Here is a 23,205-nt window from a genome sequence, read left to right as displayed (position 1 = left end):
TCACGGCCGCTGCGGTGGCCGTGATAACAGGAATGATGAATGAGTGAACAGACGCTAACTTTAAAACAATCTGGTATTCGCTGGCTGTGGCTGGCTTTGCTGGTGTTTGTTGCCGACATCGGCATCAAGCTGGTGGTGATGAACAGCATGGGTTACGGTTGGGAAAACCGCATAGAGATCCTGCCGTTCTTCAACCTGTTGTACGTCCACAACTACGGTGCCGCGTTCAGTTTCCTGAGTGATCAGGCGGGATGGCAACGTTGGTTGTTTACGGGGATTGCTTTTGCAGTCACGGCCATGCTCTCTTACTGGATGAGCAAGTTACCCGCACAAGAGAAGTGGAACAACATCGCGTATGCGCTGATCATTGGTGGCGCGGTTGGCAACGTGTTTGACCGAGTGGTGCATGGTTTCGTGGTGGATTATCTGGACTTTTTTTGGGGAAATCATCACTGGCCGGCATTCAATCTGGCAGACATGGCCATTTGTATTGGCGCGGCGATGATCATTGTCGACAGCTTTCGCAGTAAAGACAAGGCCAAAGGCTGAACCGCCAGCAACTGAATAACCCTAAGCGCCATCCGTTGATTCGGGAGGCGCTTTTTACTATAAAGGCTCGACACAGAGTCAACTCGCGGGCGATGCCCGTCAATTATCAAGGAAGCCCTGACGTGACTACGATTACCCACAATTCAGCAGTGACCCTGCATTTTACGATTAAACTCAGCGATGGCTCGGTGGCCGACAGCACGCACAACATGGGCAAGCCAGCCAAGCTGGTGATTGGTGACGGCAGTCTGAGTGATAATTTTGAACAATGTCTGCTGGGTATGGCACCGAATGAGCAGAAAGCCATTGAACTGAAAGCCGCCGACGCATTTGGTATGCCAAACCCGGACAACATCCATCATATGGATCGCGCCCGTTTTGTCGGTGACGCTGAAGTGGAAGTTGGCACCGTCATGGCGTTCAGCGGTCCGGATGGGATGGAAATTCCGGGGATCATTACCGAGATCGCAGGGGATTCCGTGACCGTGGACTTCAATCATCCTCTGGCCGGACAAGATGTGACTTTTGAAGTTGAGATTTTGTCAGTAGAATAACGCCCCAGACAGAAGAACTCCCATGAGCAATGAAATGAAAATACTGTTAGCAAACCCACGTGGTTTCTGTGCCGGTGTTGATCGCGCCATCAGCATTGTTGAACGTGCGCTGGAAATGTATCAACCGCCGATTTACGTCCGCCATGAAGTAGTGCACAACCGGTTTGTGGTCGAAGGCCTGAAACGTCGCGGTGCGGTGTTTGTCGAAGAGCTGCATGAAGTGCCGGACGACAACATCGTGATTTTTTCTGCTCATGGAGTCTCGCAGGCAGTCCGTCAGGAAGCGAAAGCCCGTGCTTTGACGGTGTTTGATGCCACATGCCCACTGGTCACGAAAGTGCATATGGAGGTGGCGCGCGCCAGCCGCAAGAATATGGAAGTGGTGCTGATTGGCCACGCGGGTCACCCGGAAGTGGAAGGGACCATGGGGCAGTACGCCAGCGATAGCGGTGGCATGTATCTGGTGGAAAAGCCGGCTGATGTCGCGGCGTTGCAGAGCAAAGTAAAGCACCCGGATAATCTTCACTATGTCAGCCAGACAACGTTGTCGGTGGATGAAACTGCCGATGTGATTGAAGAGCTACGTCGGGTATTTCCACACATTCAGGGGCCGCGGAAAGATGATATTTGTTACGCGACTCAGAACCGTCAGGATGCTGTGCGTGAGCTGGCGGAAACGGTGGATGTGATGGTGGTAGTGGGCTCCAAGAATTCGTCCAACTCCACCCGATTGAAAGAGCTGGCTGAGAAACTCGGCACGCCGGGGTATCTGACTGACTGTCCGGAAGACATTCAGCCACAATGGTTTGAGGGCAAACAGAAGATCGGTGTGACTGCCGGGGCGTCGGCGCCGGAAGAGCTGGTTAACCAGATCCTCAATCGAATCCGCGAACTTGGCGCCGAGTCTGTCGAGGAAGTGCTGGGGCGCGAAGAAAACATGTTCTTTGAAGTGCCGAAAGAGCTGCAAATCAAGCAGGTTGACTAACCTGGTGATGGAACAATGAGGCGACCTGATGGTCGCCTTTTTTCTATCTCGCGCAGAGTGTTTGGTTAGGGCTGGATGCGTTGCCACAGCAAAGCATCTTGTTCTGGTGGGCTTTGGGTACTGAGGCTGCTGTCACTCGCACAAGCAGAGTCATAGTGGTCTTGTGAAAACAAAAAGAGCTCCCGAAGGAGCTCTTTGACGTTTAAGCTAAATCGTTACAAGGTCAGGCGGTCTCCGCCACTGCCTGAGGTTTTTCTTCGTCGCTCAGGGCCATTTCACCTTTGCCTTTTGACGTCTTGATCACGTAGACCATGGCCGCCAGCGAGAATACTACACCCACGATGGTCGACAGCTGCATTGGCAGACCGAAGCCGAGCGTGCTGCTGTTGAGGATGAAGGTCACACAGACGCTGGTCATGAAGACCGCTGGCACGGTTGTGATCCAGTGCAACTTATTGTGGCGCAGCAGGTAAGCGGATGCGGTCCACAACATCATAACGGCCGTGGTTTGGTTGGCAAAACCGAAGTAACGCCAGATGATACCGAAATCGACTTGAGTCAGTACGCCGCCGATCACGAACAGAGGCACTGCCATCAGCAGACGATTGCGTAGTGTTTTCTGCTCCATATTGAAGTACTCAGCCAGAATCAGGCGGCTTGAGCGGAACGCTGTGTCACCAGAGGTGATGGGCAGGATAACAACACCCAGGAAGGCAATCACACCACCAAAGACACCCAACAGACCGAAAGAAGAGCTGTACACGACATTGCCTGGTCCGCCGTTTTTCACCGCTTCCGACAGCGCATCCAGTGAGCCGAAGAACGACAGGGCGATTGCACACCAAATCAGGGCAATAACGCCTTCGCCGATCATCGCGCCATAAAAGACAAAACGGCCGTTCTTTTCGTTTTCCATGCAGCGTGCCATCAGCGGCGATTGTGTGGCATGGAAACCAGAGATCGCACCACAGGCGATGGTGATGAACAGGGCAGGCCACAATGGCATGTCGTTCGGGTTCAGGTTAGAGAACATATCACTGACCTGGAAATCGCCCATCACCGTGTGTTCACTGGAGACGGCAACGGCCGTCATCAGGCCGACAGACATGAAAATCAGCAGCGCCCCGAACAGTGGATAAAAGCGGCCAATGATTTTATCGACAGGGACAATGGTTGCAATGATGTAGTACGCGAAGATGATCACCACCATGGTTGTCATGCTGACGTTGAGGCTGGTCTGATCGTTAATCAGATTGGTGATCATGCCAGCAGGTGCGGAGACAAACACCACCCCAACCAGCAACAGCAGAACAATGGCAAAAATGTTCATAAAATGTTTCGCGCCATTGCCCAAATAACGTCCGGTAATACTCGGAACCGATGCTCCACCATTGCGCACGGACAGCATGCCGGAGAAGTAGTCGTGTACCGCGCCTGCGAAGATACAGCCGATCACGATCCACAGCATAGCGGCAGGGCCGTAAAGCGCTCCCATAATTGGGCCAAAAATCGGACCCACACCCGCAATGTTCAGCAACTGCACTAGGTACACTTTCTTGGTTGACATCGGTACGTAATCGACCCCGTCGGTTTTGGTGTGTGCCGGTGTTTGGCGCTGTTCATTAATACCAAATATTTTCTCGACGAAAGCGCCGTAAATAAAGTATCCGCCGATGAGGGCTGCGACACAGGTTAAGAACCACAACATAGCAATTGTCCCTTGATTAATTGATTAAGCTCAGCCTGGATATTACGTCGCAAGGAGTCGAGAAACATCCGCTTTTACCTTGAGTGGTCGTATCCTGATGTGAGTGGTAGCCAATGACATTGAGCGGTTTTGGTGCGGAGTGAACGGTTGTGGTGCAAGAGGAGTGCTGCTCTCCCGGCGAAGCCGGATAGTCTACAATTGGGTAGCAAAAGTATGTCGTTAGTGGCATGTTGGTGGGTAGTACACGCATTGTTATAAAGGAACAAAAATGAAAACAATCATAATATTGAGCGCAGTGGCAATCCTGGCAGGCTGTGCCAGCAGTACCGCAGACCTGGCGCAGCAGGGTAATTGGCATCAAATCGGTTATCAGGATGGCGTGAAAGGGGCGGAGCAGCGCAATTACAAAGAGCTCTCCAAGTATGGCGCGGCCAATCAGGCGGATTACAACCTCGGTTACAGCGAAGGGCTGGAGGAGTACTGCAATCCGAACTTTGCCTATCAGATAGGCTTGTCCGGACAGTATTACAGCGGCGTTTGTGAAGGCACCAAAAGCGCACAGAAATTCCGAATGGAATGGCAGCGTGGCTGGAATGACTACAGTACCAACAATTCCGACTACTAAATCGGACGGGATAAGTTCACTATGCAAATGGAAAGTTCTGCGCTGATGTTTGCCGCTGTCGGTGTGGTTGGGCTCGGTTGTCAGTGGCTGGCATGGCGGTTGAGATTGCCGGCGATTTTGTTTTTGTTGCTCGCAGGGATTGTGGTCGGTCCGGTTAGCGGCGTGTTGGACCCGGATCATCTGCTCGGTGATCTGCTGTTTCCGCTCATTTCTCTCGCGGTGGCGGTGATTTTGTTTGAAGGCAGCTTAACACTGAATTTCAAGGAGATCCGTGGCGTCAGCCGTTCGGTCTGGAGCATCGTTACCCTGGGAGCCTTGATTTCCTGGGGGCTAACCAGTGTGGCCGCTCACCATCTGCTGGATTTTGACTGGCCACTGGCGTTGTTGTTTGGCAGCTTAACGGTCGTCACGGGCCCAACGGTGATCGTGCCGTTATTGCGTACCGTGCGCCCGACCAGCAAGCTGGCCAACATTCTGCGTTGGGAAGGCATTTTGATCGACCCGTTAGGGGCGTTATTCGTGGTGATGGTGTATGAATTCATTGTCTCCAACAGCCAGATGCACAGCCTGGAAGTGTTTGCCGCGATCATTGCAGTGGGGGTGATACTCGGTACGGGGGTCGGGGCACTGATGGCACACATACTACGTCGTGGTATGCTGCCGGAATATCTTCAGCCGTTCGCGGTACTGAGTGTGGTGCTGGGGGTGTTCACTCTGTCGAATGCAATAGAGTCTGAAGCCGGACTACTGACGGTGACAGTGATGGGCATGTGGCTGGCCAATGCCAGAGACGTCAATATTCAGCATATTCTACACTTTAAAGAGCATTTGACTATCTTGCTGATCACGGGTCTGTTTATTTTCCTCGCGGCACGTATCAGTATTGATGAGTTTACCGCGCTTGGCGCAGGTGCTCTGCTGTTGTTTGCTTTCATGCAATTGGTCGCAAGACCCGCGTCGATATTTCTCTCTACGCTGCGCAGTAATCTGGCCGTGAGAGAAAAGCTGTTTCTCTCCTGGGTCGCTCCGCGTGGCATAGTGGCGGCATCCATTTCATCACTGTTTGCAATCAAGCTGGTCGAGTATGGTATGGCGGAAGCTGCGTTGCTGGTGCCGCTGACGTTTATGGTGATCATCGGTACGGTGGTGCTGCAAAGTGCGACTGCCCGTCCGGTGGCCATCGCTCTCGGTGTGGCGGAGCCTGCTCCGAAAGGTTTTATGTTGGTTGGTGCCAACGAAGTGGCACGTAAAATAGGTCTGGCGTTGGCCAAATACGATCGACGTGTTCTGCTGACAGACTCAAACTGGGATTACATTCGCCAGAGCCGTATGTTGGGACTGGAATGTTATTACGGCAATCCGATTTCCAGCCATGCTGAGGAATACCTGGATCTGATCGGCATCGGTCAAGTGCTGGCGCTGAGCCCGGATCGCCATTTCAACGCCATGGCGTGTATGCAGTTGGTGAGTGAATTCGGTGATCAGAAAGTCTATTGTCTGCAGGACAATAATGGCAATGGTAACCACGACAAGCACTACGTTGCCGAAGAGTTTCGCGGTATGTCATTTCTGGGCGGAGAGGTGAGTTACAAAAAACTCGCCAGTCTGCTTAATCAGGGCGGTGAGATCAAGCACACCAAACTGAGTGACAGTTTTAGCTATCAGGACTATCTGTCACATCACAAAGAAAGCTTTGTACTGCCGCTGTTTTCTGTGGGCGAAAAAGATCGGATTACCATATGCAGTAAACCTGCTGAATTCTGGCCGCAGTCAGGGCACACGGTAGTGTCGATCATTAAATCCAACGAGAGCCGTTAACGGCTCTCGTTGTCGTGATCAACCGCTTTGCGCAGAAATCCCTGATTGCTGTCGAGTTTCGCTTTGGCTTGCTGGTAATCCATGCCTGTCAGTTGCATCAGTATGGCTACTTTGGCGTTATTGTCGCTGCGCGCCAGCAGTGACCGTGCTTCAGCATAATCGCAATCGGTGGCCTGCATGACGATACGAGCGGCACGGGCGACCAGCTTTTTGTTGGTCGCTTTCACATCCACCATCAAGTTTTGATAGCTTTTCCCCAAGCGGATCATAGAGGCGGTTGTCAGCATGTTCAGAACCAGCTTTTGCGCCGTCCCGGATTTGAGTCGGGTAGAGCCGGTCAGGGCTTCCGGACCGACCACCGGGCTGATGGCAATGTTGGCCAGATGGGCAATCGTCGAGTCTGGATTGCATGAGAGTGCGACTGTGGTTGCGCCGAGCTGATTGGCGTATTCAAGTGCACCAATTACGTAGGGGGTCCGGCCACTGGCGGCGATACCCACCAGCACATCCTGTTCGCTAAAACGGATGCGCTGCAAATCTTCCATCCCCAACTGTGGGGAATCTTCAGCCCCCTCTTTGGCTTTCAGGATCGCTTCCGGTCCTCCTGCAATCAGGCCCAGTACCATCTGATCTGACACGCCAAAGGTAGGTGGGCATTCCGACGCGTCCAGCACGCCAAGTCGACCGCTGGTTCCCGCTCCGATGTACACCAGCCGGCCGCCGTGTTGAAAAGCTTGGGTAATACAATCCACCGCGTCGGCGATCTCCGGCAGCACTTTTTCTACCGCCAGCGGGACCAGTTTGTCCTGTTGATTAAGGCGTTTAACGATTTCAAGTGAAGGCAGCAGATCGATGTCCATGGTGTCCGGGTTACGCCCCTCTGACACCAAATGAGACAGCGCTGCAAGTAATGCATCGTTAGTCATGATATTCCTTATGATTGACGGCTAAGCAAAATAAAGAACGCCCAGCGACGCCAGCTTACTGGCTCCGGTCACTTCAGGCAAATTGCTTGGCAGGTTATGGATACGGCGTTGTGCCAGCCAGGCAAAGGCCATGGCTTCCATGTAGTCGCTGTCGATCCCGCGGTCACTGGTCTGAGCCACGGTCCAGTCTGGCAATAAAGCGGCCAGACGCTCCATCAGCAGCGGGTTGCGTGCTCCACCGCCACACACCAACAGCTCTGGCGCAGGGCCGGAGTGAAACGCGCCGACTTCGTTGGCGATGGTTTGGGCGGTGTATTCGCACAGAGTGCGCTGCACATCGGCGGCACTTAGCTCAACGTCTTGCAACTGCGGCATTAACCACGGCAGATTAAACAGTTCACGTCCGGTGCTTTTCGGGTACGGCTGAGTCAGATAAGGCTCTTGCAGTAGTCGCGCCAGCAACGCTGGCACTACGTCTCCCTGGCGCGCCAGACGGGCATCCTGATCATACTTGAATCCGTTGTGCTGTTGACACCAGGCATCCAGCAGCAGGTTGCCCGGACCGGTGTCGTAGCCCAGAACGTGTTCGCCTGGACGAAGAACAGAGATGTTTGCCACGCCGCCAATATTGAGTACCACCACGCTGGAGTCGGAGGAGTGGAAAATTGTCTGGTGAAAAGCGGGTACTAAAGGTGCGCCCTGGCCGCCCAGCGCCATGTCTTTGCGGCGAAAATCGGCCACGGTATCAATGGCGGTTTGCGTGGCGACAATATTGGCATCACCGAGCTGCATGGTGAATGGCGCGGTACCGGACGGTTGATGGAATACTGTCTGTCCGTGGTTACCGATCGCGCGGATTTGCGCCGCCTCGTAACCGGATTTGTCCAGTAAAGCATTGACGGCATCCGCAAACAGATGACCGAGCAGGTGATCCAGTTCGCCGATTTCCACCAGATTGGTGGACTGACCGATACACACGTTAAGCAGGCGCTGTTTGAGAGCGTCCGGCATCGCGTATTCGTCGTACGCCAGCAGTTCAATGTCTTGATTTTCGATGGCCACCAGAGCGGTGTCGACACCGTCGAGGCTGGTACCGGACATTACGCCGATATAAAGTTCACGAGTCATGGTGTTCTCCTGCCAGTTGATGCGCCAACCGTGTGGCACCGTCGAGTGCATCGCCTTGCGCTATGATGCAGCGTGCCTGCCACGGTAGTGAAAGGCGTGATTGATAGTATTGTCCCAGACTACCGAGAAAAACGATAGCTAAGTCATTATTTTTGCAGCAATCTTTCACAAGCTGCTCATTATGCTGTCCGCCCCGCTGAAGAATATCACAACTGACGCTGCACCCTTGCTGCGCATGGCTCAGCACCAACGGTGCCAGAGCCGCATAAGCGCAGGCGTCAGCCTGTTTGAGCCAGGTTAGAATGGCAGCGCGCTGGCTGCCGAGTGAGGTCGCCAGCGTCAGAGTCAGCGGATTGGATTCATTGTTTTCATAGCTGCGGATCAGTGCCCGGACGGCCTGCATCCCCAACCAGGCACCGCCGCCCTGATCACCAATGGGGAAGCCCCAGCCGCCAAGCAGTGTGATATCCCCATTGGCCTCCAGCCGGGTAGCAACGCTCCCGGTACCAATGGCCAGGCAGTTGACCGGTTCGCCCCGATTGGCACCCAGCAGCGAAATATGGGCATCGGAGGTGATCTTAAGGTGCGGGCAGAACGATAATGCCTGCTCTAGCCCGGCTTTGAGGTGTGGATTGCCGCTGCCGGCCACTCCAATGGCGACAGCGCACTGCGCGGGGTTCAACTGATGGCTGGTCAGTTGCTGAGTGATCGCCTCACTCAGCAGCGCGTAAGCGTGTTCGCCCTGTTGCGTCAGGGAGGACGGCCCGAGGGTATGCTCGCTGATCGGGATGGGGCCGGATTCTGTTAATGCAGACAGACGCAGAGCGGTTTTGCTGCCGCCGCCGTCCACGGCCAGAAGATGGCAGATCATGAGCGTGCCGCCTGCATCTGGCTATGCTCTTGGGGCTGTGCTTTACCGCTCAGACACACCAGCAGGGAAACCAGCGTTCCGACACATAACTGGTAAGGGAAAGCGAGGCGAATGCCCACCCACTGTGGATAGACGATAGCCATCATACTGTCCCAGACGTAAGCCTGGAGCAACAGAGTGGTGGTAAACCCTGCCAATAATGCCCAGCCAACCGACGCCTGATTGCCGCGCTGGGTAAACAGAGCCGTAAAATAGACCCCCAATAGGCCAGTGTAGGCAAACACCATGACGCTCAAAGCGAAAGACAACAGGGGCATGTCGGTGTATTGCTGCCAGTAGTAGCATAAAATCCCCATGCTGCCGAGTGCGGCGGCGGCCACGGCCATGCCCACCCGGCCAGCTTTTACATAGTGCATCTCACTTTGCTGACCATGACGAGCTTCTTTCCATGGCCTATACAGATCCTGAATGGCAACCGATGACATTGAGTTGAGGCCAGAGTTGAGGGTCGACAGTGCCGCAGCGACCACCCCGACAGTTACCAGACCACGCAGTCCGGCAGGCATTTCGTTTAACACGTAGTACATGAAAATAGTGACTTTCTCGCCATTGAAGCTTTGTACCACGTTCTTGCTGGCCATGCCCATCAGATCCGGACGTTGGTAGAAGATATACAATAACAAGCCGATCGACATGAAGATCAGTACCACAGGAATGGCGTACAAAATGGAGTTGATCATCGCCTGAGAGCCTTGTTTGGCATCTTTACAGGTCAGGACGCGTTGGGTCATGTCCTGATCCAGACCAAATGCGCCGATATTGAGCAGGACAAAGCCAGTGATACACGCCCAAAAACTGAAGGTGCCGGCTGGACTGAAATCAAGACGAAAATCCAGAAACGTCAGTTTGGATAACTGATCATTTCCCGGGGATTCCAACGCCTGAATGATTTGGCCCAAGTCTGCCGGGATCTGGCTCAGCAGGTAGACGATCACTGCCAGGGCTGCGCCGACATACACGATCAGCTGGATCAGATCACTCCAGATCACCGAGCGAATACCACCCATGTAGGTGTACGCCAATCCGACTACCACCAAAATCATCACCGAAGTGATCACACTCTGTGGCTCGATATTGGTAAACAGGATCATCGATACCGCAATGGCTGCCATATAAAGTCGTGAGCCTGAGGCAAAGACCCGTCCGATCAGATACATGCTGCCTGCGCGGCGTTTGGTCTTCTCGCCGAAACGCACCTGCAGAAGTTCATACACGGTGGATACTTTGCTCTGATAAAAGCGGGGGATCAAAACCCAGGCGACAAACAAGGCACCAATCACGGCTCCGATGTTGGTCGCCAGATAGGTCAGATTGCCGCGGTAACTTGATTCCGGGCCGCCGAGAAATGTAGCGGCAGATTGTGAGGTGGCCAGCACTGAAACCGCGACGACCCACATTGGCATCGCGTTGCCGCCTAAGAAATAGTCTTTGGTTGAGGTTATCTTGACGCGGCTGAAATACCAGCCCGTGTAGGCGATGATGGCAAAGTAGATCGCAAAGACCATCCAGTCCAGCGAAGTAAACAAGGAATTCATAGCAGCTCCATAGCGATGAATGGACGACAAGTCCGGCATCTGTTCAGCATGGCGCGGGTCTTGCCAATCCGCAAAAGCTATTCCGCGGCGGAATCGTTACCGGGCAGGTTGTATGAGCACGCTCTCAGTTTTGAGCATAAACTATTCCTGACATGGCTAATACAAGGAATAGTTATTCTTAGGTTAAGCTGATATCTACGATGGAGAACGCGCAGATGAACGGACTCGCCAAACTCACTGCCCTGCTGCCCAAATTGTCGCCATCAGACAGCCGGATCGCGCACTATCTGTTGGATCACCCTCAGCAGGTGAAACAGTCGTCTTCGCCTGAGCTGGCGAGGGAGATTGGTGTCAGCCAGTCGACCATCGTCAAATTCAGTCAGAAGTTAGGGTATCAAGGGTTCTCTGAAATGAAACTCAAGTTGTACGAAAATGCGCTTACCTATCGGCCCGTATCCCGCAAAATAATTCACGGCAGTATCAGTCGTAATGATCCGCCGGAGCAGGTGATGGCCAAGCTGCTTAGCAGTAAACAGCTGTCTCTTGAGCGCACCGTGTTGCTCAATGAGGGCCAGCACCTGACCCACGCTGCGGGGTATCTGCATCTGGCGAACAAAATCCAGATCGCCGGGGTTGGGGCTTCGTCGCTGGTGGCCAAAGATCTGGCCTACAAGTTGATGAAAATTGGCCACGCGGTGCATACAGAGCCGGATGCGCATATTCAAATTGCCAACGCCGCGGCTCTGACTGAGGCAGACGTGTTGATCGCTTTGTCGTACTCTGGCCGCAGTCAGGAAGTGCTGAAAATTGCTCAGCTAGCACGCAGCCGCGGAGCGAAAGTGATTGGTGTTACCCAACTGGCGCCAACACCGCTGGATAAGCTCTGTGACATAAAACTGGTCAGCGCGGCCGATGAGGAGCAGATCCGCAGTTCATCCATCACGGCGCGTGACAGTCAGTTGCTGGTGACCGATCTGCTGTTTATTGCGCTGACGCAGCAGGAAGAACAGGCTGATCAGTTGATAGAACAAAGTAAGTCCGCTGTGGCAACACTCAAACAATAAAGGAACAAGTATGGGACCATTATGGCTCGATGTGGAAGGTTGTGAACTGACCGCAGAAGATCGTGAAATTCTTCAACACCCGACGGTGGGCGGGGTCATTCTATTTGCCCGCAACTATCACGACAATCAACAATTACAAGCGCTGACTAAAGCGATGCGGCAGGCGGCTGGCCGGTCCATCCTGATTGGCGTGGATCAGGAAGGTGGACGGGTGCAGCGCTTTCGTGACGGCTTTTCACTGATCCCGCCCGCGCAGCAGTATGCGTTGCACGATGAAGGTGAAAATCTTGCCCGTCAGGCGGGTTGGTTGATGGCCGCTGAGTTGATTGCCCATGACATTGACCTGAGTTTTGCGCCTGTGCTGGACAAAGGGCATGATTGTAAGGCAATCGGCAACCGCGCATTTGGCGACGATGTGGATACCATTGTGCGTTTCAGTCATGCGTTTATGCACGGCATGAAGTCGGCGGGCATGGCAACCACAGGAAAACATTTTCCGGGGCATGGCGGCGTGATTGCTGATTCGCATTTGGAAACCCCGTTTGATGAACGCGACGATCTGTTCACCAATGACATGCGTATTTTTAAAGCGCAGATTGATGCTGGCATATTGGATGCGATGATGCCAGCGCATGTGATTTATCCGCACTACGATGCGCAGCCCGCCAGTGGCTCGGAATACTGGCTTAAGCAGGTTTTGCGCCAGCAACTTGGTTTTAAAGGCCTGATTTTTTCCGACGATCTGACGATGGAAGGAGCGGCGGTCATGGGCGGTCCGGCTGCCAGAGCGCATCAGGCACTGGTTGCCGGGTGTGACATGGTGCTGGTGTGCAATCAGCGTGATGCGCAGGTCGAAGTGCTCGACAATCTGCCCATTATGGATGTGCCTGCCGCAGTACCTTTGCTTAAAAAAGCCAGCTATTCACTGCAGGAATTACGTGGTTCGCAGCAATGGCAGCAAGCCTCACAAGCGATGCAGCGTATGCTGGATGTCTGATCCTCTGAGCCGCTTTGGCGGCTCTGTTCAGTGAAACCCTAACATCTCTTTAAGGTTTTTCAGATAACGCCGGCTGACCGGCACTTTATGTTCGCTCAGCGTGACAATTTCCGCCAGCCCGTTCTCCAGCAGTTTGATTTCTTTGATCGCCTTGATATTAATCAGATACTGGCGATGACAGCGCACCAGTGGCGTTTTCTCCTCCAGCACTTTGAGTGTCAGCTGGCTGGTGGCCGTTTGTTCATGCGTCTGGATTTGCACACCGCTGATGTCGCTGAAGGCACACTCTACATCCTGAGTCGGAATGATCACAATGCGATTGTGGCCGAAGCACGGCACCTGAGCGAGCGAAGAGGGCGCCAGAATCGAGATATCCTGGTTGGGACGCTGACTTTTGACCAGGCGTTTGATGGTTTTCTTCAATCGCTCGGTATCGACCGGTTTGAGCAGATAATCAAACGCATTGTCTTCAAATGCCTGAACTGCGTACTGATCGTAGGCCGTCACAAACACCACTTTAGGCATGGTGTCCGGGTCGAGCATGCCCAACAGTTCGATGCCGGTGATCTGGGGCATCTGAATATCCAGAAAGACCACATCGGGTTTGAGCTGGTTGATTTTCTTAAGACCTTCAATGGCGTTACTGGCCTGATCCATCACCTCTATCTGGCCGGTTTCTTCGAGCAGTTCGCTCAGCTCTTCACGCGCGAAGAGTTCGTCGTCAATGACAAGTGCTGAAAGCATGTGACTACCTTAGTACGTTCCCTGATGTGGAATAATAAAACTCATTCTGGTGTATTGGTTCGCAGCAACATCGATCTGCAACGCGGCGAGACGGCCAAATTTATTGGTCAGCCGCTTGTCCACAATTTGCATGCCGAGCCCGGTGTGTGCCTCCTGCGGTGGTGTATACAGCCCCGCATTGTCTTCCACCACGATCCGATCTCCGTCCGGCAGCGGCTGAGAGTATATGCGAATGTGCCCGTCTTCAAGTAATTGCGACGTACCGTGTTTGATTGCATTCTCCACCAATGGCTGCAATGTAAAGCTTGGCAGATTTCGTTCCAGAAGCGAGTCGTTGATGTTGATCTCGACCTCTAAGCGGTCGGAGAAGCGCGCGGTTTCGATCGTCAGGTAGGCGTTGACGTGCGCCAGTTCCTCTTTGAGGGTCACGGTCTCGATGTTCTGTTTGAGGTTGCTGCGAAAAAACTGCGATAAATGCTGGATCAGAGCGCGCGCTTTCTCAGGATCCCGACGAGTGATAGCACTGATGGTATTGAGGGCATTGAACAGGAAGTGCGGATTGACTTGGGCATGCAGCAGCTTGATTTCCGCCTGAGACAACAACAGCTGCTTTTGCTGATATTCACCATAGAGGATCTGACTGGAGAGCATTTGTGCGATGCCTTCAGCCATCGACATATTGATGGTCGAAAACAATTTACGCTTTGGTTCATAGAGTTTGATCGTGCCAATCACTCGATCCCCGGCGCGCAGTGGGATGATCAGCGCAGAGCCCAACTTGCAGTCTTTCGATAAAGAGCACTGATAGGGGCTGTCTTTACCGTCGAGGTAAATGATGTCGTTCTGTGCAATCGAGTCGAGCGTGCTTTGCGATGAGATCGGCGTGTTCGGTTTGTGGTGATCATCGCCAATCCCGACAAAGGCCAGAATTTTCTCTTCATCGGTGATCGATACGGCGCCCACGTTGGTTTCTTCGTACACGATCCGGGCGATTTTTTCCGCATTGCGGGTGTTAAACCCAGACGCCAGAATGCCCACAGATCGATCCGCAATATTGAGTGCCCGGCGGGAAAACGTGGCGGAGTATTCTTCAAAGATGGTTTTGCGATCCTGCAGTATGCTCATAAACAGCGCGGCCCCGACCGAGTTGGCGATGATCATGGGGGCCGCAATCGCCGACACCAGCACATAAGCCTGATCAAACGGTTTAGCAACCAATAAAATGATCAGCATCTGGACGATTTCTGCCACCAGAGTGATGGAAAACACCACACTGGGGTTAAACAGCGAAGCCGTTTTGCCTCTGCGCAGCAGATAAGTATGCAACAAACCACCAATCAGGCCCTCTGCTGTGGTGGATATGGCACAGGCGAGATCAGTAAAGCCACCCAGTGAGTAGCGGTGCATGCCACCGGTAAAGCCAACCAGAAACCCGACCACCGGCCCGCCAAACAGTCCGCCCATCACGGCACCGATGGCTCGGGTATTGGCAATCGCATCATTGATCTGCAAACCGAAGTAAGTCCCCATAATACAGAACAGCGAAAATAGAACATAAACACTGAGTTTGTGACTTAATCTGCTGGAGATGTTTAAAAGCGGCAGGAAGATGGGGGTTTTACTTAGCATGTACGCCAATACCAGATAAACACACATCTGTTGCAGCAGCGAGAGAATAAGGTCCATAGTCAGTTCCATCGGGGTTTTCCGCATATTTTAGGTAAGTTGATACCAAGAAAATACGCTCTGTCCGTGTTTTTTGATTAAAGAGTTAATACATTGCAATGTAAATAATGATTTACATTAAATGTTTTTATTACTTTACGATTGCATTCTGTTTTTAGTCTGATAAGGTAAGTTTTGTTGAGTTTATGAGCTCAATGTTACGTTTGGTGTAAATTTAAATATACAGGTGTTAAGATGCAAAAAAGTGAATTGAGCAACATTAATATTATGGAAGAGCAGGTGCTGATCACACCGGATGAACTCAAGGCAAAGCTGCCCTTGAGTGATAAGGCTCGTCGCTTTATTCAAGAGTCCCGTCAGACCATTGCCAACATTATCCATAAAAAAGATCACCGCCTGCTCGTGGTATGTGGTCCTTGCTCTATTCACGATATCGACGCCGCCAAAGATTACGCCAAACGTCTGAAAGCCCTGTCTGAACAGCTCAATGATCAATTGTATATCGTGATGCGTGTGTACTTTGAAAAACCGCGTACCACAGTCGGCTGGAAAGGGTTGATCAACGATCCACACCTAGATGGCAGTTTTGACATTGAACATGGTTTGCATGTTGGGCGTCAATTGTTGGTGGAACTGGCTGAGATGGAAATCCCGTTAGCGACGGAAGCCCTCGATCCTATCAGTCCGCAGTACTTGGCCGACACCTTCAGTTGGGCTGCCATCGGTGCCCGCACAACGGAGTCTCAGACTCACCGTGAAATGGCCAGTGGCTTATCGATGCCCATCGGGTTTAAAAACGGCACGGACGGCAGCCTGGCTACCGCTATCAATGCGATGCAGGCGGCTTCTTCCAGCCACCGTTTTATGGGGATCAACCGGGAAGGCCAGGTGGCTTTGCTGACCACACAAGGTAACCCGAATGGTCATGTGATTCTGCGTGGCGGCAAGCAGACCAACTACGATTCGGTCTCCGTTGCTGAGTGTGAGCAGGAAATGAGCAAGTTAGGGTTGGAAGCGTCTCTGATGGTGGACTGCAGCCATGCTAACTCGCGCAAGGACTACCGTCGTCAGCCGCTGGTGGCAGAAGATGTGATCCATCAGATTCGTGAAGGTAACACGTCGGTCATTGGCCTGATGTTAGAGAGCCATATCAACGAAGGTAACCAGTCATCTGATCTTGCACCAAGTGAGATGGAGTACGGTGTGTCGATCACCGACGCCTGTATCAATTGGGGGGCAACTGAGGCACTATTGCGTCATGCTCATGAAGAGCTGGTGCCGTTTTTGGAAAACCGTCTCAAAGGTTAAGTGAAAGGAAAGTTGGATGGCTGTAGAACTGAATGAACTGCGCGAGCAGATTGACAGTGTCGATAAACAGATACTCAATTTGCTGGCCGAGCGCTTGTCACTGGTAGAAAAAGTCGGAGAGGTGAAAAGTCAGCACGGCCTGCCGATTTATGCCCCGGATCGCGAAGCGGCGATGCTGGCTTCTCGCCGTGAAGAGGCTGAAAAAATCGGCGTTCCGCCGCAGTTAATTGAAGACATTCTGCGCCGGACGATGCGCGAATCCTACGCCAGTGAGAAAGATTCGGGTTTCAAGTGCCTTAATCCAGAGTTGCGTTCTGTGGTGATTATCGGAGGTCACGGTCAACTGGGGGGCTTGTTCGCCCGGATGTTCCGTCTGTCCGGCTATACGGTAAAAATCTTGGGCAGCAAAGATTGGGAGCAGGCCGATGAACTGCTCGCGGACGCTGGGTTGGTTGTGGTGACGGTACCGATTCACCTGACGCAGGGGGTGATCGAACGTTTAGGCCATTTGCCACACGACTGCATCCTGTGTGACCTGACGTCAATTAAATCCAAGCCATTGCAGTCAATGCTTCACGTACACTCCGGACCGGTTGTCGGGTTGCATCCAATGTTTGGCCCCGACGTACCGAGTCTGGCAAAACAGGTGATCATCTACTGCAACGGGCGTGGCAGCGAGCAATATCAATGGCTGCTGCAACAGTTCTCTATCTGGGGGGCGAGTTTATGCCCGATCGATGCCGGTGAACATGACCATGGGATGACCCTGATTCAGGCGTTACGTCACTTTACGTCGTTTGCTTACGGTCTGCATCTGAGCCGTGAGAATCCCGATCTGGACAAACTGGTTCAGCTCAGCTCACCCATTTATCGCCTTGAACTGGCGATGGTCGGTCGACTGTTCGCTCAGGATCCCAATCTGTACGGAGACATTATTCTGTCTTCAGACGAGAATATTGAGATGATCAAACGCTTCCATCGCTGCTTTGGTGAAGCGCTGCACATCCTGGAAGGGCATGACAAACAGGCGTTTGTGACCAGTTTTAATCAAGTCAGTGAGTGGTTTGGCCCGTACTCACAACAGTTTATGCGAGAGAGTCAGAACTTGCTCAAGCAGGCCAATGATTCCATCCATCGCGGCTAAAACTGCGTAGATGTGGTACAAAAAGAGCAGCCCGAAGGCTGCTCTTTTTAATGGGGGCTCGGCGAGTTTGCATCGCGGTGCTCGTCGTTGCTGGCGGTTCGGACAGACTCGTTCGGGTAAGGGTGCTGAGTGAGTGCGACCTGCAACTTGACGACCTGATTGACCTGATCGACCAGTGAAGCCCATTTAACGTGCTTCTCAGCTTTGAACAGCGATTCAAAGTTTTCAGGTGTCCAGGACATCAGGTTGTGCGGGTTAAGGGGGCGTCCAAGAAAACGCACTTCATAGTGCAGGTGTGGGCCGGTGGAGTTTCCCGAGTTGCCGCACTCTGCAATCAGATCGCCTTTGCTGACAAACTGGCCAGCGCGAACTTTGAATGCTTTCAGGTGAGCGTAAGAGCTGGAAAAGCCGAACGCGTGTTGTAAGGTCAGGTAGTGGCCGTACCCCTGGGCACTGGGCCGGGCTGACTCCACCACGCCATCGGCGGGGGCGTACACGGCTTCTCCCATATTACAGGTCAGGTCGATCCCCGCGTGGGTATGGCGTTTACCTGAAATCGGATTGATCCGGCTGCCAAATTCCGATGACACCCGGTTGTAGCTAAGCGGGGTATCGTTTGGGATCATGCGAAACAAGGTGGCGCGCACTGCTGAGTCAATCGCGGCGGCGTCAAGACGCTGCTCGAGACTGTCTTCATCCTCAGGCTGGCTGTCGCTGGCAAGGCCAAGTACGGATTCCACATCATAGACCCGGCGGCCGAGCAGTTGAAGCTGATTACGTTTGGTCTCCAGCTCCTGGCTCAGAGCATGCGTTTCATCCTGTTGTTCGCTGTTGAGCTGGGTCAGGTAGGTGACCTGGGTCTGCTGCTTAATCAAAGCGCTTTCAAGCTGATGTTTTTGCGTGTAGAGGTACAGCAGCGCCGAGCCTGACAGCAGGCTGAACGACAGCAGACCAGCGGCAACAAGTCCGCTTGTTATCAGGCCTTTTTTTGACAAATAAAAGCTGCGATCCCCTGATGGTGTGGGAATCGAAATAGTAATACGTTGTGACATCTCGGGTGTGCTACTCGGCGTTATCGCCTAAATCTGTCAGGTGTTTCAGCTCTCTGTGTAACAGAGCGTCGTCACCGACATTGAGTTCGACCAACCGCTTCAAGTGTCCGATACTTTCAATATCAATATGATCAATGCTGGCACGGAGCATATTGCTATTCATACTAACCACTTTGGCAACCAAGCCGATAGAGACATCACTGTCAGGAAGCGAAAACTGAATATCTACGGTAGCGTCTGCGTTAAGTTGGGTTATGTCCGCATCGACAGACAGGAGTAACCCGTGGAGAGACAGATCGTGGATTTTACCATCCAGGGTCACGTCTCCCTGCCGGAGCTGTGCAGGCGCCTGATAAATCACGCGTGAAAAACGACGTCGTTCCATCTGAATGCACCTTACTGAGTGAGTATTGCTAACAGCATAGCAAACCACACCTTTATACGATGTGTCGTTACTCCGAAAAGGAGCATGGAGTCTGACGTCTCGCGGATTTTGTCACCGCAAAGAATAAAGGCCGCTATGATAGCGGCCTTTGCACAAAATACAAGCAGGATTATTTCGCAATACGTTTGTACTTGATGCGGTGTGGTTCTGCTGCTTCAGGGCCCAAGGTTTTCTTCAGCCAATCCATGTACTCGGTGTAGTTCCCTTCGTAGAAGTTCACCTGACCTTCATCACGGTAGTCGATGATGTGCGTCGCGATACGGTCGAGGAACCAACGGTCGTGCGAGATCACCATGGCACAGCCAGGGAATTCCAGCAGAGCTTCTTCCAGTGCACGCAGGGTTTCTACGTCCAGATCGTTGGTCGGTTCGTCGAGCAACAGGACGTTGCCGCCTGCTTTCAGCAGTTTGGCCAGGTGGACACGGTTACGTTCACCACCAGACAGCTCGCCGATGACTTTCTGCTGATCTGAGCCTTTGAAGTTGAAGCGCGAACAGTAGGCGCGCGCCGGAATTTCAAAGTTGTTGATCTTGATGATGTCAGCGCCTTCCGAAATTTCCTGGAATACGGTGTTCTTATCGTTCATTGAGTCGCGGAACTGCTCAACAGACGCCAGCTTCACCGTATCTCCCATTTCGATGCTGCCTGAATCCGGTTGCTCGGTGCCGCTCAGCATCTTGAACAGGGTCGATTTACCCGCACCGTTGGCACCGATAATGCCGACGATCGCCCCTTTGGGCATATTGAACGACAGGTCATCAATCAGGACGCGTCCATCGAATGACTTAGTCAGGTTTTTCACTTCAATGACTTTGTCACCCAGACGTTCACCTGGTGGGATAAACAGTTCGTTGGTTTCATTCCGTTTCTGGTGGTCAGTGTTCTGCAGTTCCTCAAAGCGGGCCATACGCGCTTTGGATTTGGCCTGACGACCTTTCGGGTTCTGACGTACCCACTCCAGTTCTTTCTCGATGGTCTTTTGACGAGCTTTTTCCTGAGACGCTTCTTGCTGCAGACGCGCATCTTTCTGCTCTAACCACGAGGTGTAGTTGCCTTCCCATGGGATACCTTCACCACGGTCCAGTTCCAGAATCCAGCCCGCAGCATTGTCGAGGAAGTAACGGTCGTGGGTAATCGCAACGACGGTTCCGGTGTAGTCGACCAGGAAACGTTCCAGCCAGGCCACGGACTCTGCGTCCAGGTGGTTGGTTGGTTCGTCGAGCAGCAGCATGTCTGGTTTTTCAAGCAGCAAACGGCAAATCGCGACACGGCGGCGTTCACCACCAGAAAGATGGGCGATCTTCTGATCCCACTCCGGGAGACGCAGGGCGTCTGCCGCGCGTTCGAGTGTGTTGTCGAGGTTGTGACCGTCTTTGGCCTGGATCAGCGCTTCCAGTTCACCCTGCTCTTTGGCCAGTGCATCGAAGTCTGCGCCGTCTTCTGCGTAAGCTGCATATACCGCATCAAGACGCTTTAGTGCGTCTGCCACATCAGAAACGGCTTCTTCGACGACTTCACGTACGGTTTTGGATTCGTCCAGAACCGGTTCCTGAGGCAGGTAGCCCACATTAAGGCCTGGCTGCGGACGCGCTTCACCATCAATGTCAGTATCAATGCCTGCCATGATGCGCAGCAGGGTCGATTTACCTGCACCATTAAGGCCAAGAACACCGATTTTTGCACCCGGGAAGAAGCTTAGAGAGATGTCTTTCAGAATTTGGCGCTTAGGTGGCACGATTTTGCTCACCCGCGACATGGTATATACGTATTCAGCCATTGCCGATCGTTCCTAAGTTTAAAACCAAGTAAAGGCAACATTTTATACCAAAGCCCTGCGTTTTGTTACCTCCTGAATGTGAAGGAAAGTGAATTTCGCTGTTTCATGGTGTGAAATAATACGTCGTTGAGTGCATATGTCGCACTTTTATGAATTTATGATTATTTACAGCTAATTTACATCCGAATGCTTTACATTTTTCCCTAGAATTAGGGTAATGAGAGGCGTTATTAAACTGAATAAACTATAGGATGAGAGGCGCATGACGCGAACGAGTTTTTCAAAACCGCAAAGCATTCTTTCGTCGGTGGTGGTGATCGCATCACTGGCCAGCGGTACCGCGTGGGCAAACTCTGATAAAGCACTGGAAACCCAACGTAAACTTTACGATCAGGCGCAGACGCTTCTGGACGCTAAAGAGGTCGATGCGTATCAACGGATGCGTTACAAAATTGCCGATTATCCACTGACCCCGTACGTCGATTATCGGACCTTTTTGATTGATCTTGGTGACAAGAGTCCGAGTGAGGTGACAAGTTTTATCGCTGAACACAAGGAGTTTCCTTTCTCGGCACGAGTCAGTGCTCCGTACCTGGCGGCACTTGCCCGTCAGCAGCAATGGCAGACGTTCTTAACTTTCCAGCCACAGCTTCCGTCTGGTGAAACTTATCAGTGCTATTACTATTACGCCAAATACAAAACGGGCAAAAAGCAGGAAGCGTTTGATGGCGCTAAACAGATGTGGCTCAATGGACACAGTGTGTCTGATGCGTGTGATCCACTGTTCAGTGTCTGGGATAAAGCAGGCTACAAAACGGACGAGTTAGTGATGCAGCGAATGCTGCTGGCATTCGATAATCGTAACAGCGCGTTACTGAGTTACCTGCAAAAACAGCTCAAAAGCAACGACGCCAAACAAACCGCGAAAGCCATGCAGGATTTGCTGGCGAAACCACAGTCGGTGCAAAGCTACGCCGCATCACACAGCGCCAGTGAACATAACCGCCGGTTAGTGAAACGTTCTCTGGAACAGTGGGCCCGCCGCGACCCGGAAGCGGTTCAGCGTGCCTATGAGTCGGTGATGACCACGCAGAAATTCAGCGCAGAACAGCGTCAGGAGATGGCGGATTTCATTGCACTGCGGCTGATGAATACGGATTCATCAACCGCAGCGGCGTGGCGGGATAAAATGGTCCGCAGTTCGCAGAATGGGGATTTGATTGAGCGACGCATTCGTCTCTCTATTCAGGAGGCTGACTGGAAGGCGGTGCAAAGTTGGATTACCGTTTTACCAGAATCGCTCAAACAGGATATGCGTTGGCAGTACTGGCAAGGACGTACAGACATTGCTCTAGGGAAAAAAGAGCAGGGCACAGCAACATTGGAAAAGCTGCTCGGTAAACGCGACTTCTACAGCGCGGCGGCGTCCAAACAACTTGGCAAGCCGTTTGAGTACCCGGTCACGAACGTGACACTTGATCGTCAAGCGGTGGCGCCTTATCAAGCGGCTCTGGCACGTATCCAGGAGTTGATAGCTCGCGATAAAATTGCCGCCGCCAAAAGCGAATGGCGCTGGTTGCTGTATCGTTCGACTCAGGCTGAAAAAGAGATGTTAACCGCGTACGCCGCCAGTCAGCACTGGCACCACTTGACCGTGACCGGTTCTATCTCTGCCAAAATGTGGAACAACATGAAGCTGCGTTTCCCGCTCGCTCATCAGTGGTGGTTTAACTTTTATGGCAAGAAGCACAATATCGATCCGATCACCTTAATGTCGGTGGCGCGCCAGGAGAGTGCACTCGACTCAGAGGCCCGCTCACCGGTTGGAGCGCGTGGCATCATGCAAATCATGCCGGCTACCGCCAAACACACGGCGAAGAAGTACCAGCTTAGTTACGCCGGTGCGGACGAGTTGTACAATGTCAGCAAAAATATTGAAATCGGCAGTACTTATCTCAATGGGCTGTTGGAGCAGTACGACAATAACCGGATTTTTGCGTTCGCTGCCTACAATGCCGGACCGGGCAGGGTTAAGCAATGGCGTCAGCGCAGTGCCGGTGAGCTGGATGCATTCGCGTTTATTGAAATCATTCCGTTTCGTGAAACCCGTGGCTATGTGCAGAACATTTTGATGTTTGAGACCTATTACCGCGACTTGACTGGCGGAGCCGGTGATTTCCTCAAACCGGGCGAGCTGCGTACAAAATATTGATTCCATTGAGCGGCGAA

The 23,205-nt window shown here is 52.6% G+C and carries 20 protein-coding genes; 10 read left to right on the top strand and 10 right to left on the bottom strand.

The genetic code is table 11. The features are described 5' to 3' along the window. Positions 1-39 precede the first annotated feature (39 nt). The 3 genes from lspA (at position 40) to ispH (ending at position 2,088) form a co-directional block, all read left to right on the top strand. Positions 40-549: a signal peptidase II gene (gene lspA, locus VPR01S_RS12130; RefSeq protein ID WP_021705628.1), complete on the top strand. Its 510-nt coding sequence runs from the start codon at positions 40-42 to the stop codon at positions 547-549. Positions 550-671: 122 nt separating this feature from the next. Further along, positions 672-1,103: an FKBP-type peptidyl-prolyl cis-trans isomerase gene (fkpB, locus tag VPR01S_RS12125; protein WP_021705627.1), complete on the top strand. Its 432-nt coding sequence runs from the start codon at positions 672-674 to the stop codon at positions 1,101-1,103. A 22-nt stretch (positions 1,104-1,125) separates the two neighbouring features. Next, a complete protein-coding gene (gene ispH, locus VPR01S_RS12120) occupies positions 1,126-2,088 on the top strand; it encodes a 4-hydroxy-3-methylbut-2-enyl diphosphate reductase (protein ID WP_021705626.1) in 963 nt (320 codons plus the stop codon). 223 nt (positions 2,089-2,311) lie between these two features. Here the strand turns inward: ispH and VPR01S_RS12115 are convergent, their stop codons facing one another. Then, positions 2,312-3,796, bottom strand: coding sequence for a carbon starvation CstA family protein (locus tag VPR01S_RS12115; RefSeq protein ID WP_021705625.1), 1,485 nt, complete (start codon positions 3,794-3,796; stop codon positions 2,312-2,314). 268 nt (positions 3,797-4,064) lie between these two features. On the opposite strand from VPR01S_RS12115, the gene VPR01S_RS12110 reads away from it, so the two are divergent. Beyond that, the gene (locus VPR01S_RS12110) at positions 4,065-4,421 is read left to right on the top strand and encodes a DUF2799 domain-containing protein (protein WP_021705624.1); all 357 of its coding nucleotides are present in this window, start codon (positions 4,065-4,067) and stop codon (positions 4,419-4,421) included. Between the two features lie 21 nt (positions 4,422-4,442). Next, positions 4,443-6,239 (top strand): cation:proton antiporter, encoded by a 1,797-nt coding sequence (locus tag VPR01S_RS12105; protein ID WP_021705623.1) that lies wholly within the window; start codon positions 4,443-4,445, stop codon positions 6,237-6,239. Here the strand turns inward: VPR01S_RS12105 and murQ are convergent. The 4 genes from murQ to VPR01S_RS12085 are packed head-to-tail and all read right to left on the bottom strand — an operon-like array spanning position 6,236 to position 10,759. Then, on the bottom strand, positions 6,236-7,165 hold the full coding sequence (gene murQ, locus VPR01S_RS12100; RefSeq protein WP_021705622.1) for an N-acetylmuramic acid 6-phosphate etherase: 930 nt from the start codon (positions 7,163-7,165) through the stop codon (positions 6,236-6,238). The two genes, VPR01S_RS12105 and murQ, sit on opposite strands and share 4 nt — an antisense overlap. Before the next feature lie 21 nt (positions 7,166-7,186). Further along, a complete protein-coding gene (locus VPR01S_RS12095) occupies positions 7,187-8,293 on the bottom strand; it encodes an anhydro-N-acetylmuramic acid kinase (protein WP_021705621.1) in 1,107 nt (368 codons plus the stop codon). Continuing rightward, on the bottom strand, positions 8,283-9,164 hold the full coding sequence (locus VPR01S_RS12090; RefSeq protein ID WP_021705620.1) for a glucosamine kinase nucleotide-binding domain-containing protein: 882 nt from the start codon (positions 9,162-9,164) through the stop codon (positions 8,283-8,285). The genes VPR01S_RS12095 and VPR01S_RS12090 overlap by 11 nt, the downstream gene beginning before the upstream one ends. Continuing rightward, a complete protein-coding gene (locus tag VPR01S_RS12085; RefSeq protein ID WP_021705619.1) occupies positions 9,161-10,759 on the bottom strand; it encodes a sodium:solute symporter in 1,599 nt (532 codons plus the stop codon). Before VPR01S_RS12085 ends, VPR01S_RS12090 begins: the two co-directional genes overlap by 4 nt. A 215-nt stretch (positions 10,760-10,974) precedes the next feature. Between VPR01S_RS12085 and VPR01S_RS12080 the strand changes: the two genes are divergently transcribed. Both VPR01S_RS12080 and nagZ read left to right on the top strand, forming a co-directional pair. Then, positions 10,975-11,823, top strand: a complete 849-nt coding sequence (locus VPR01S_RS12080) for a MurR/RpiR family transcriptional regulator (RefSeq protein ID WP_021705618.1) — start codon at positions 10,975-10,977, stop codon at positions 11,821-11,823. A 10-nt stretch (positions 11,824-11,833) separates the two neighbouring features. Beyond that, positions 11,834-12,820 carry a beta-N-acetylhexosaminidase gene (nagZ, locus tag VPR01S_RS12075; RefSeq protein ID WP_021705617.1) on the top strand — a complete coding sequence of 329 codons (987 nt, stop codon included), beginning with the start codon at positions 11,834-11,836 and terminating at the stop codon, positions 12,818-12,820. Between the two features lie 27 nt (positions 12,821-12,847). Here the strand turns inward: nagZ and btsR are convergent, their stop codons facing one another. Together btsR and VPR01S_RS12065 are read right to left on the bottom strand one after the other, a co-directional pair. Continuing rightward, on the bottom strand, positions 12,848-13,564 hold the full coding sequence (btsR, locus tag VPR01S_RS12070) for a two-component system response regulator BtsR (protein ID WP_021705616.1): 717 nt from the start codon (positions 13,562-13,564) through the stop codon (positions 12,848-12,850). Positions 13,565-13,573: 9 nt separating this feature from the next. Further along, positions 13,574-15,250, bottom strand: a complete 1,677-nt coding sequence (locus tag VPR01S_RS12065) for a sensor histidine kinase (protein ID WP_040902694.1) — start codon at positions 15,248-15,250, stop codon at positions 13,574-13,576. A 234-nt stretch (positions 15,251-15,484) separates the two neighbouring features. On the opposite strand from VPR01S_RS12065, the gene VPR01S_RS12060 reads away from it, so the two are divergent. Together VPR01S_RS12060 and tyrA are read left to right on the top strand one after the other, a co-directional pair. Continuing rightward, positions 15,485-16,558 carry a 3-deoxy-7-phosphoheptulonate synthase gene (locus tag VPR01S_RS12060; protein WP_021705614.1) on the top strand — a complete coding sequence of 358 codons (1,074 nt, stop codon included), beginning with the start codon at positions 15,485-15,487 and terminating at the stop codon, positions 16,556-16,558. 16 nt (positions 16,559-16,574) lie between these two features. After that, entirely contained in the window at positions 16,575-17,702 is a 1,128-nt protein-coding gene (gene tyrA / locus VPR01S_RS12055) for a bifunctional chorismate mutase/prephenate dehydrogenase (RefSeq protein ID WP_021705613.1), read from the top strand. Positions 17,703-17,749: 47 nt separating this feature from the next. Here the strand turns inward: tyrA and VPR01S_RS12050 are convergent, their stop codons facing one another. The 3 genes from VPR01S_RS12050 to ettA all read right to left on the bottom strand — a co-directional run bounded on the left by VPR01S_RS12050 (position 17,750) and on the right by ettA (position 20,976). Then, positions 17,750-18,754 (bottom strand): M23 family metallopeptidase, encoded by a 1,005-nt coding sequence (locus tag VPR01S_RS12050; RefSeq protein ID WP_021705612.1) that lies wholly within the window; start codon positions 18,752-18,754, stop codon positions 17,750-17,752. Positions 18,755-18,764: 10 nt separating this feature from the next. Next, positions 18,765-19,139: a PilZ domain-containing protein gene (locus tag VPR01S_RS12045; protein WP_021705611.1), complete on the bottom strand. Its 375-nt coding sequence runs from the start codon at positions 19,137-19,139 to the stop codon at positions 18,765-18,767. 169 nt (positions 19,140-19,308) lie between these two features. Continuing rightward, positions 19,309-20,976 (bottom strand): energy-dependent translational throttle protein EttA, encoded by a 1,668-nt coding sequence (gene ettA, locus VPR01S_RS12040; RefSeq protein ID WP_021705610.1) that lies wholly within the window; start codon positions 20,974-20,976, stop codon positions 19,309-19,311. Between the two features lie 262 nt (positions 20,977-21,238). Here ettA and sltY point away from each other — a divergent pair, with 262 nt between their 5' ends. Then, the gene (gene sltY / locus VPR01S_RS12035; protein ID WP_021705609.1) at positions 21,239-23,188 is read left to right on the top strand and encodes a murein transglycosylase; all 1,950 of its coding nucleotides are present in this window, start codon (positions 21,239-21,241) and stop codon (positions 23,186-23,188) included. Positions 23,189-23,205: the final 17 nt, after the last annotated feature.

It is taken from the genome of Vibrio proteolyticus NBRC 13287, from assembly GCF_000467125.1.
In the GTDB taxonomy this organism is placed as follows: domain Bacteria; phylum Pseudomonadota; class Gammaproteobacteria; order Enterobacterales; family Vibrionaceae; genus Vibrio; species Vibrio proteolyticus.
The sequence above is the reverse complement of the archived record's forward strand: the minus strand, read 5'-3'. Positions and strand labels throughout refer to the sequence as shown.

Coding starts and splice junctions, on each gene's coding strand:
- lspA (WP_021705628.1), top strand. CDS start 40: ATGAGTGAACAGACGCTAACTTTAAAACAATCTGGTATTCGCTGGCTG.
- ispH (WP_021705626.1), top strand. CDS start 1,126: ATGAGCAATGAAATGAAAATACTGTTAGCAAACCCACGTGGTTTCTGT.
- VPR01S_RS12115 (WP_021705625.1), bottom strand. CDS start 3,796: ATGTTGTGGTTCTTAACCTGTGTCGCAGCCCTCATCGGCGGATACTTT.
- VPR01S_RS12110 (WP_021705624.1), top strand. CDS start 4,065: ATGAAAACAATCATAATATTGAGCGCAGTGGCAATCCTGGCAGGCTGT.
- VPR01S_RS12105 (WP_021705623.1), top strand. CDS start 4,443: ATGCAAATGGAAAGTTCTGCGCTGATGTTTGCCGCTGTCGGTGTGGTT.
- murQ (WP_021705622.1), bottom strand. CDS start 7,165: ATGACTAACGATGCATTACTTGCAGCGCTGTCTCATTTGGTGTCAGAG.
- VPR01S_RS12095 (WP_021705621.1), bottom strand. CDS start 8,293: ATGACTCGTGAACTTTATATCGGCGTAATGTCCGGTACCAGCCTCGAC.
- VPR01S_RS12090 (WP_021705620.1), bottom strand. CDS start 9,164: ATGATCTGCCATCTTCTGGCCGTGGACGGCGGCGGCAGCAAAACCGCT.
- VPR01S_RS12085 (WP_021705619.1), bottom strand. CDS start 10,759: ATGAATTCCTTGTTTACTTCGCTGGACTGGATGGTCTTTGCGATCTAC.
- VPR01S_RS12080 (WP_021705618.1), top strand. CDS start 10,975: ATGAACGGACTCGCCAAACTCACTGCCCTGCTGCCCAAATTGTCGCCA.
- nagZ (WP_021705617.1), top strand. CDS start 11,834: ATGGGACCATTATGGCTCGATGTGGAAGGTTGTGAACTGACCGCAGAA.
- btsR (WP_021705616.1), bottom strand. CDS start 13,564: ATGCTTTCAGCACTTGTCATTGACGACGAACTCTTCGCGCGTGAAGAG.
- VPR01S_RS12065 (WP_040902694.1), bottom strand. CDS start 15,250: ATGGACCTTATTCTCTCGCTGCTGCAACAGATGTGTGTTTATCTGGTA.
- VPR01S_RS12060 (WP_021705614.1), top strand. CDS start 15,485: ATGCAAAAAAGTGAATTGAGCAACATTAATATTATGGAAGAGCAGGTG.
- tyrA (WP_021705613.1), top strand. CDS start 16,575: ATGGCTGTAGAACTGAATGAACTGCGCGAGCAGATTGACAGTGTCGAT.
- VPR01S_RS12050 (WP_021705612.1), bottom strand. CDS start 18,754: ATGTCACAACGTATTACTATTTCGATTCCCACACCATCAGGGGATCGC.
- VPR01S_RS12045 (WP_021705611.1), bottom strand. CDS start 19,139: ATGGAACGACGTCGTTTTTCACGCGTGATTTATCAGGCGCCTGCACAG.
- ettA (WP_021705610.1), bottom strand. CDS start 20,976: ATGGCTGAATACGTATATACCATGTCGCGGGTGAGCAAAATCGTGCCA.
- sltY (WP_021705609.1), top strand. CDS start 21,239: ATGACGCGAACGAGTTTTTCAAAACCGCAAAGCATTCTTTCGTCGGTG.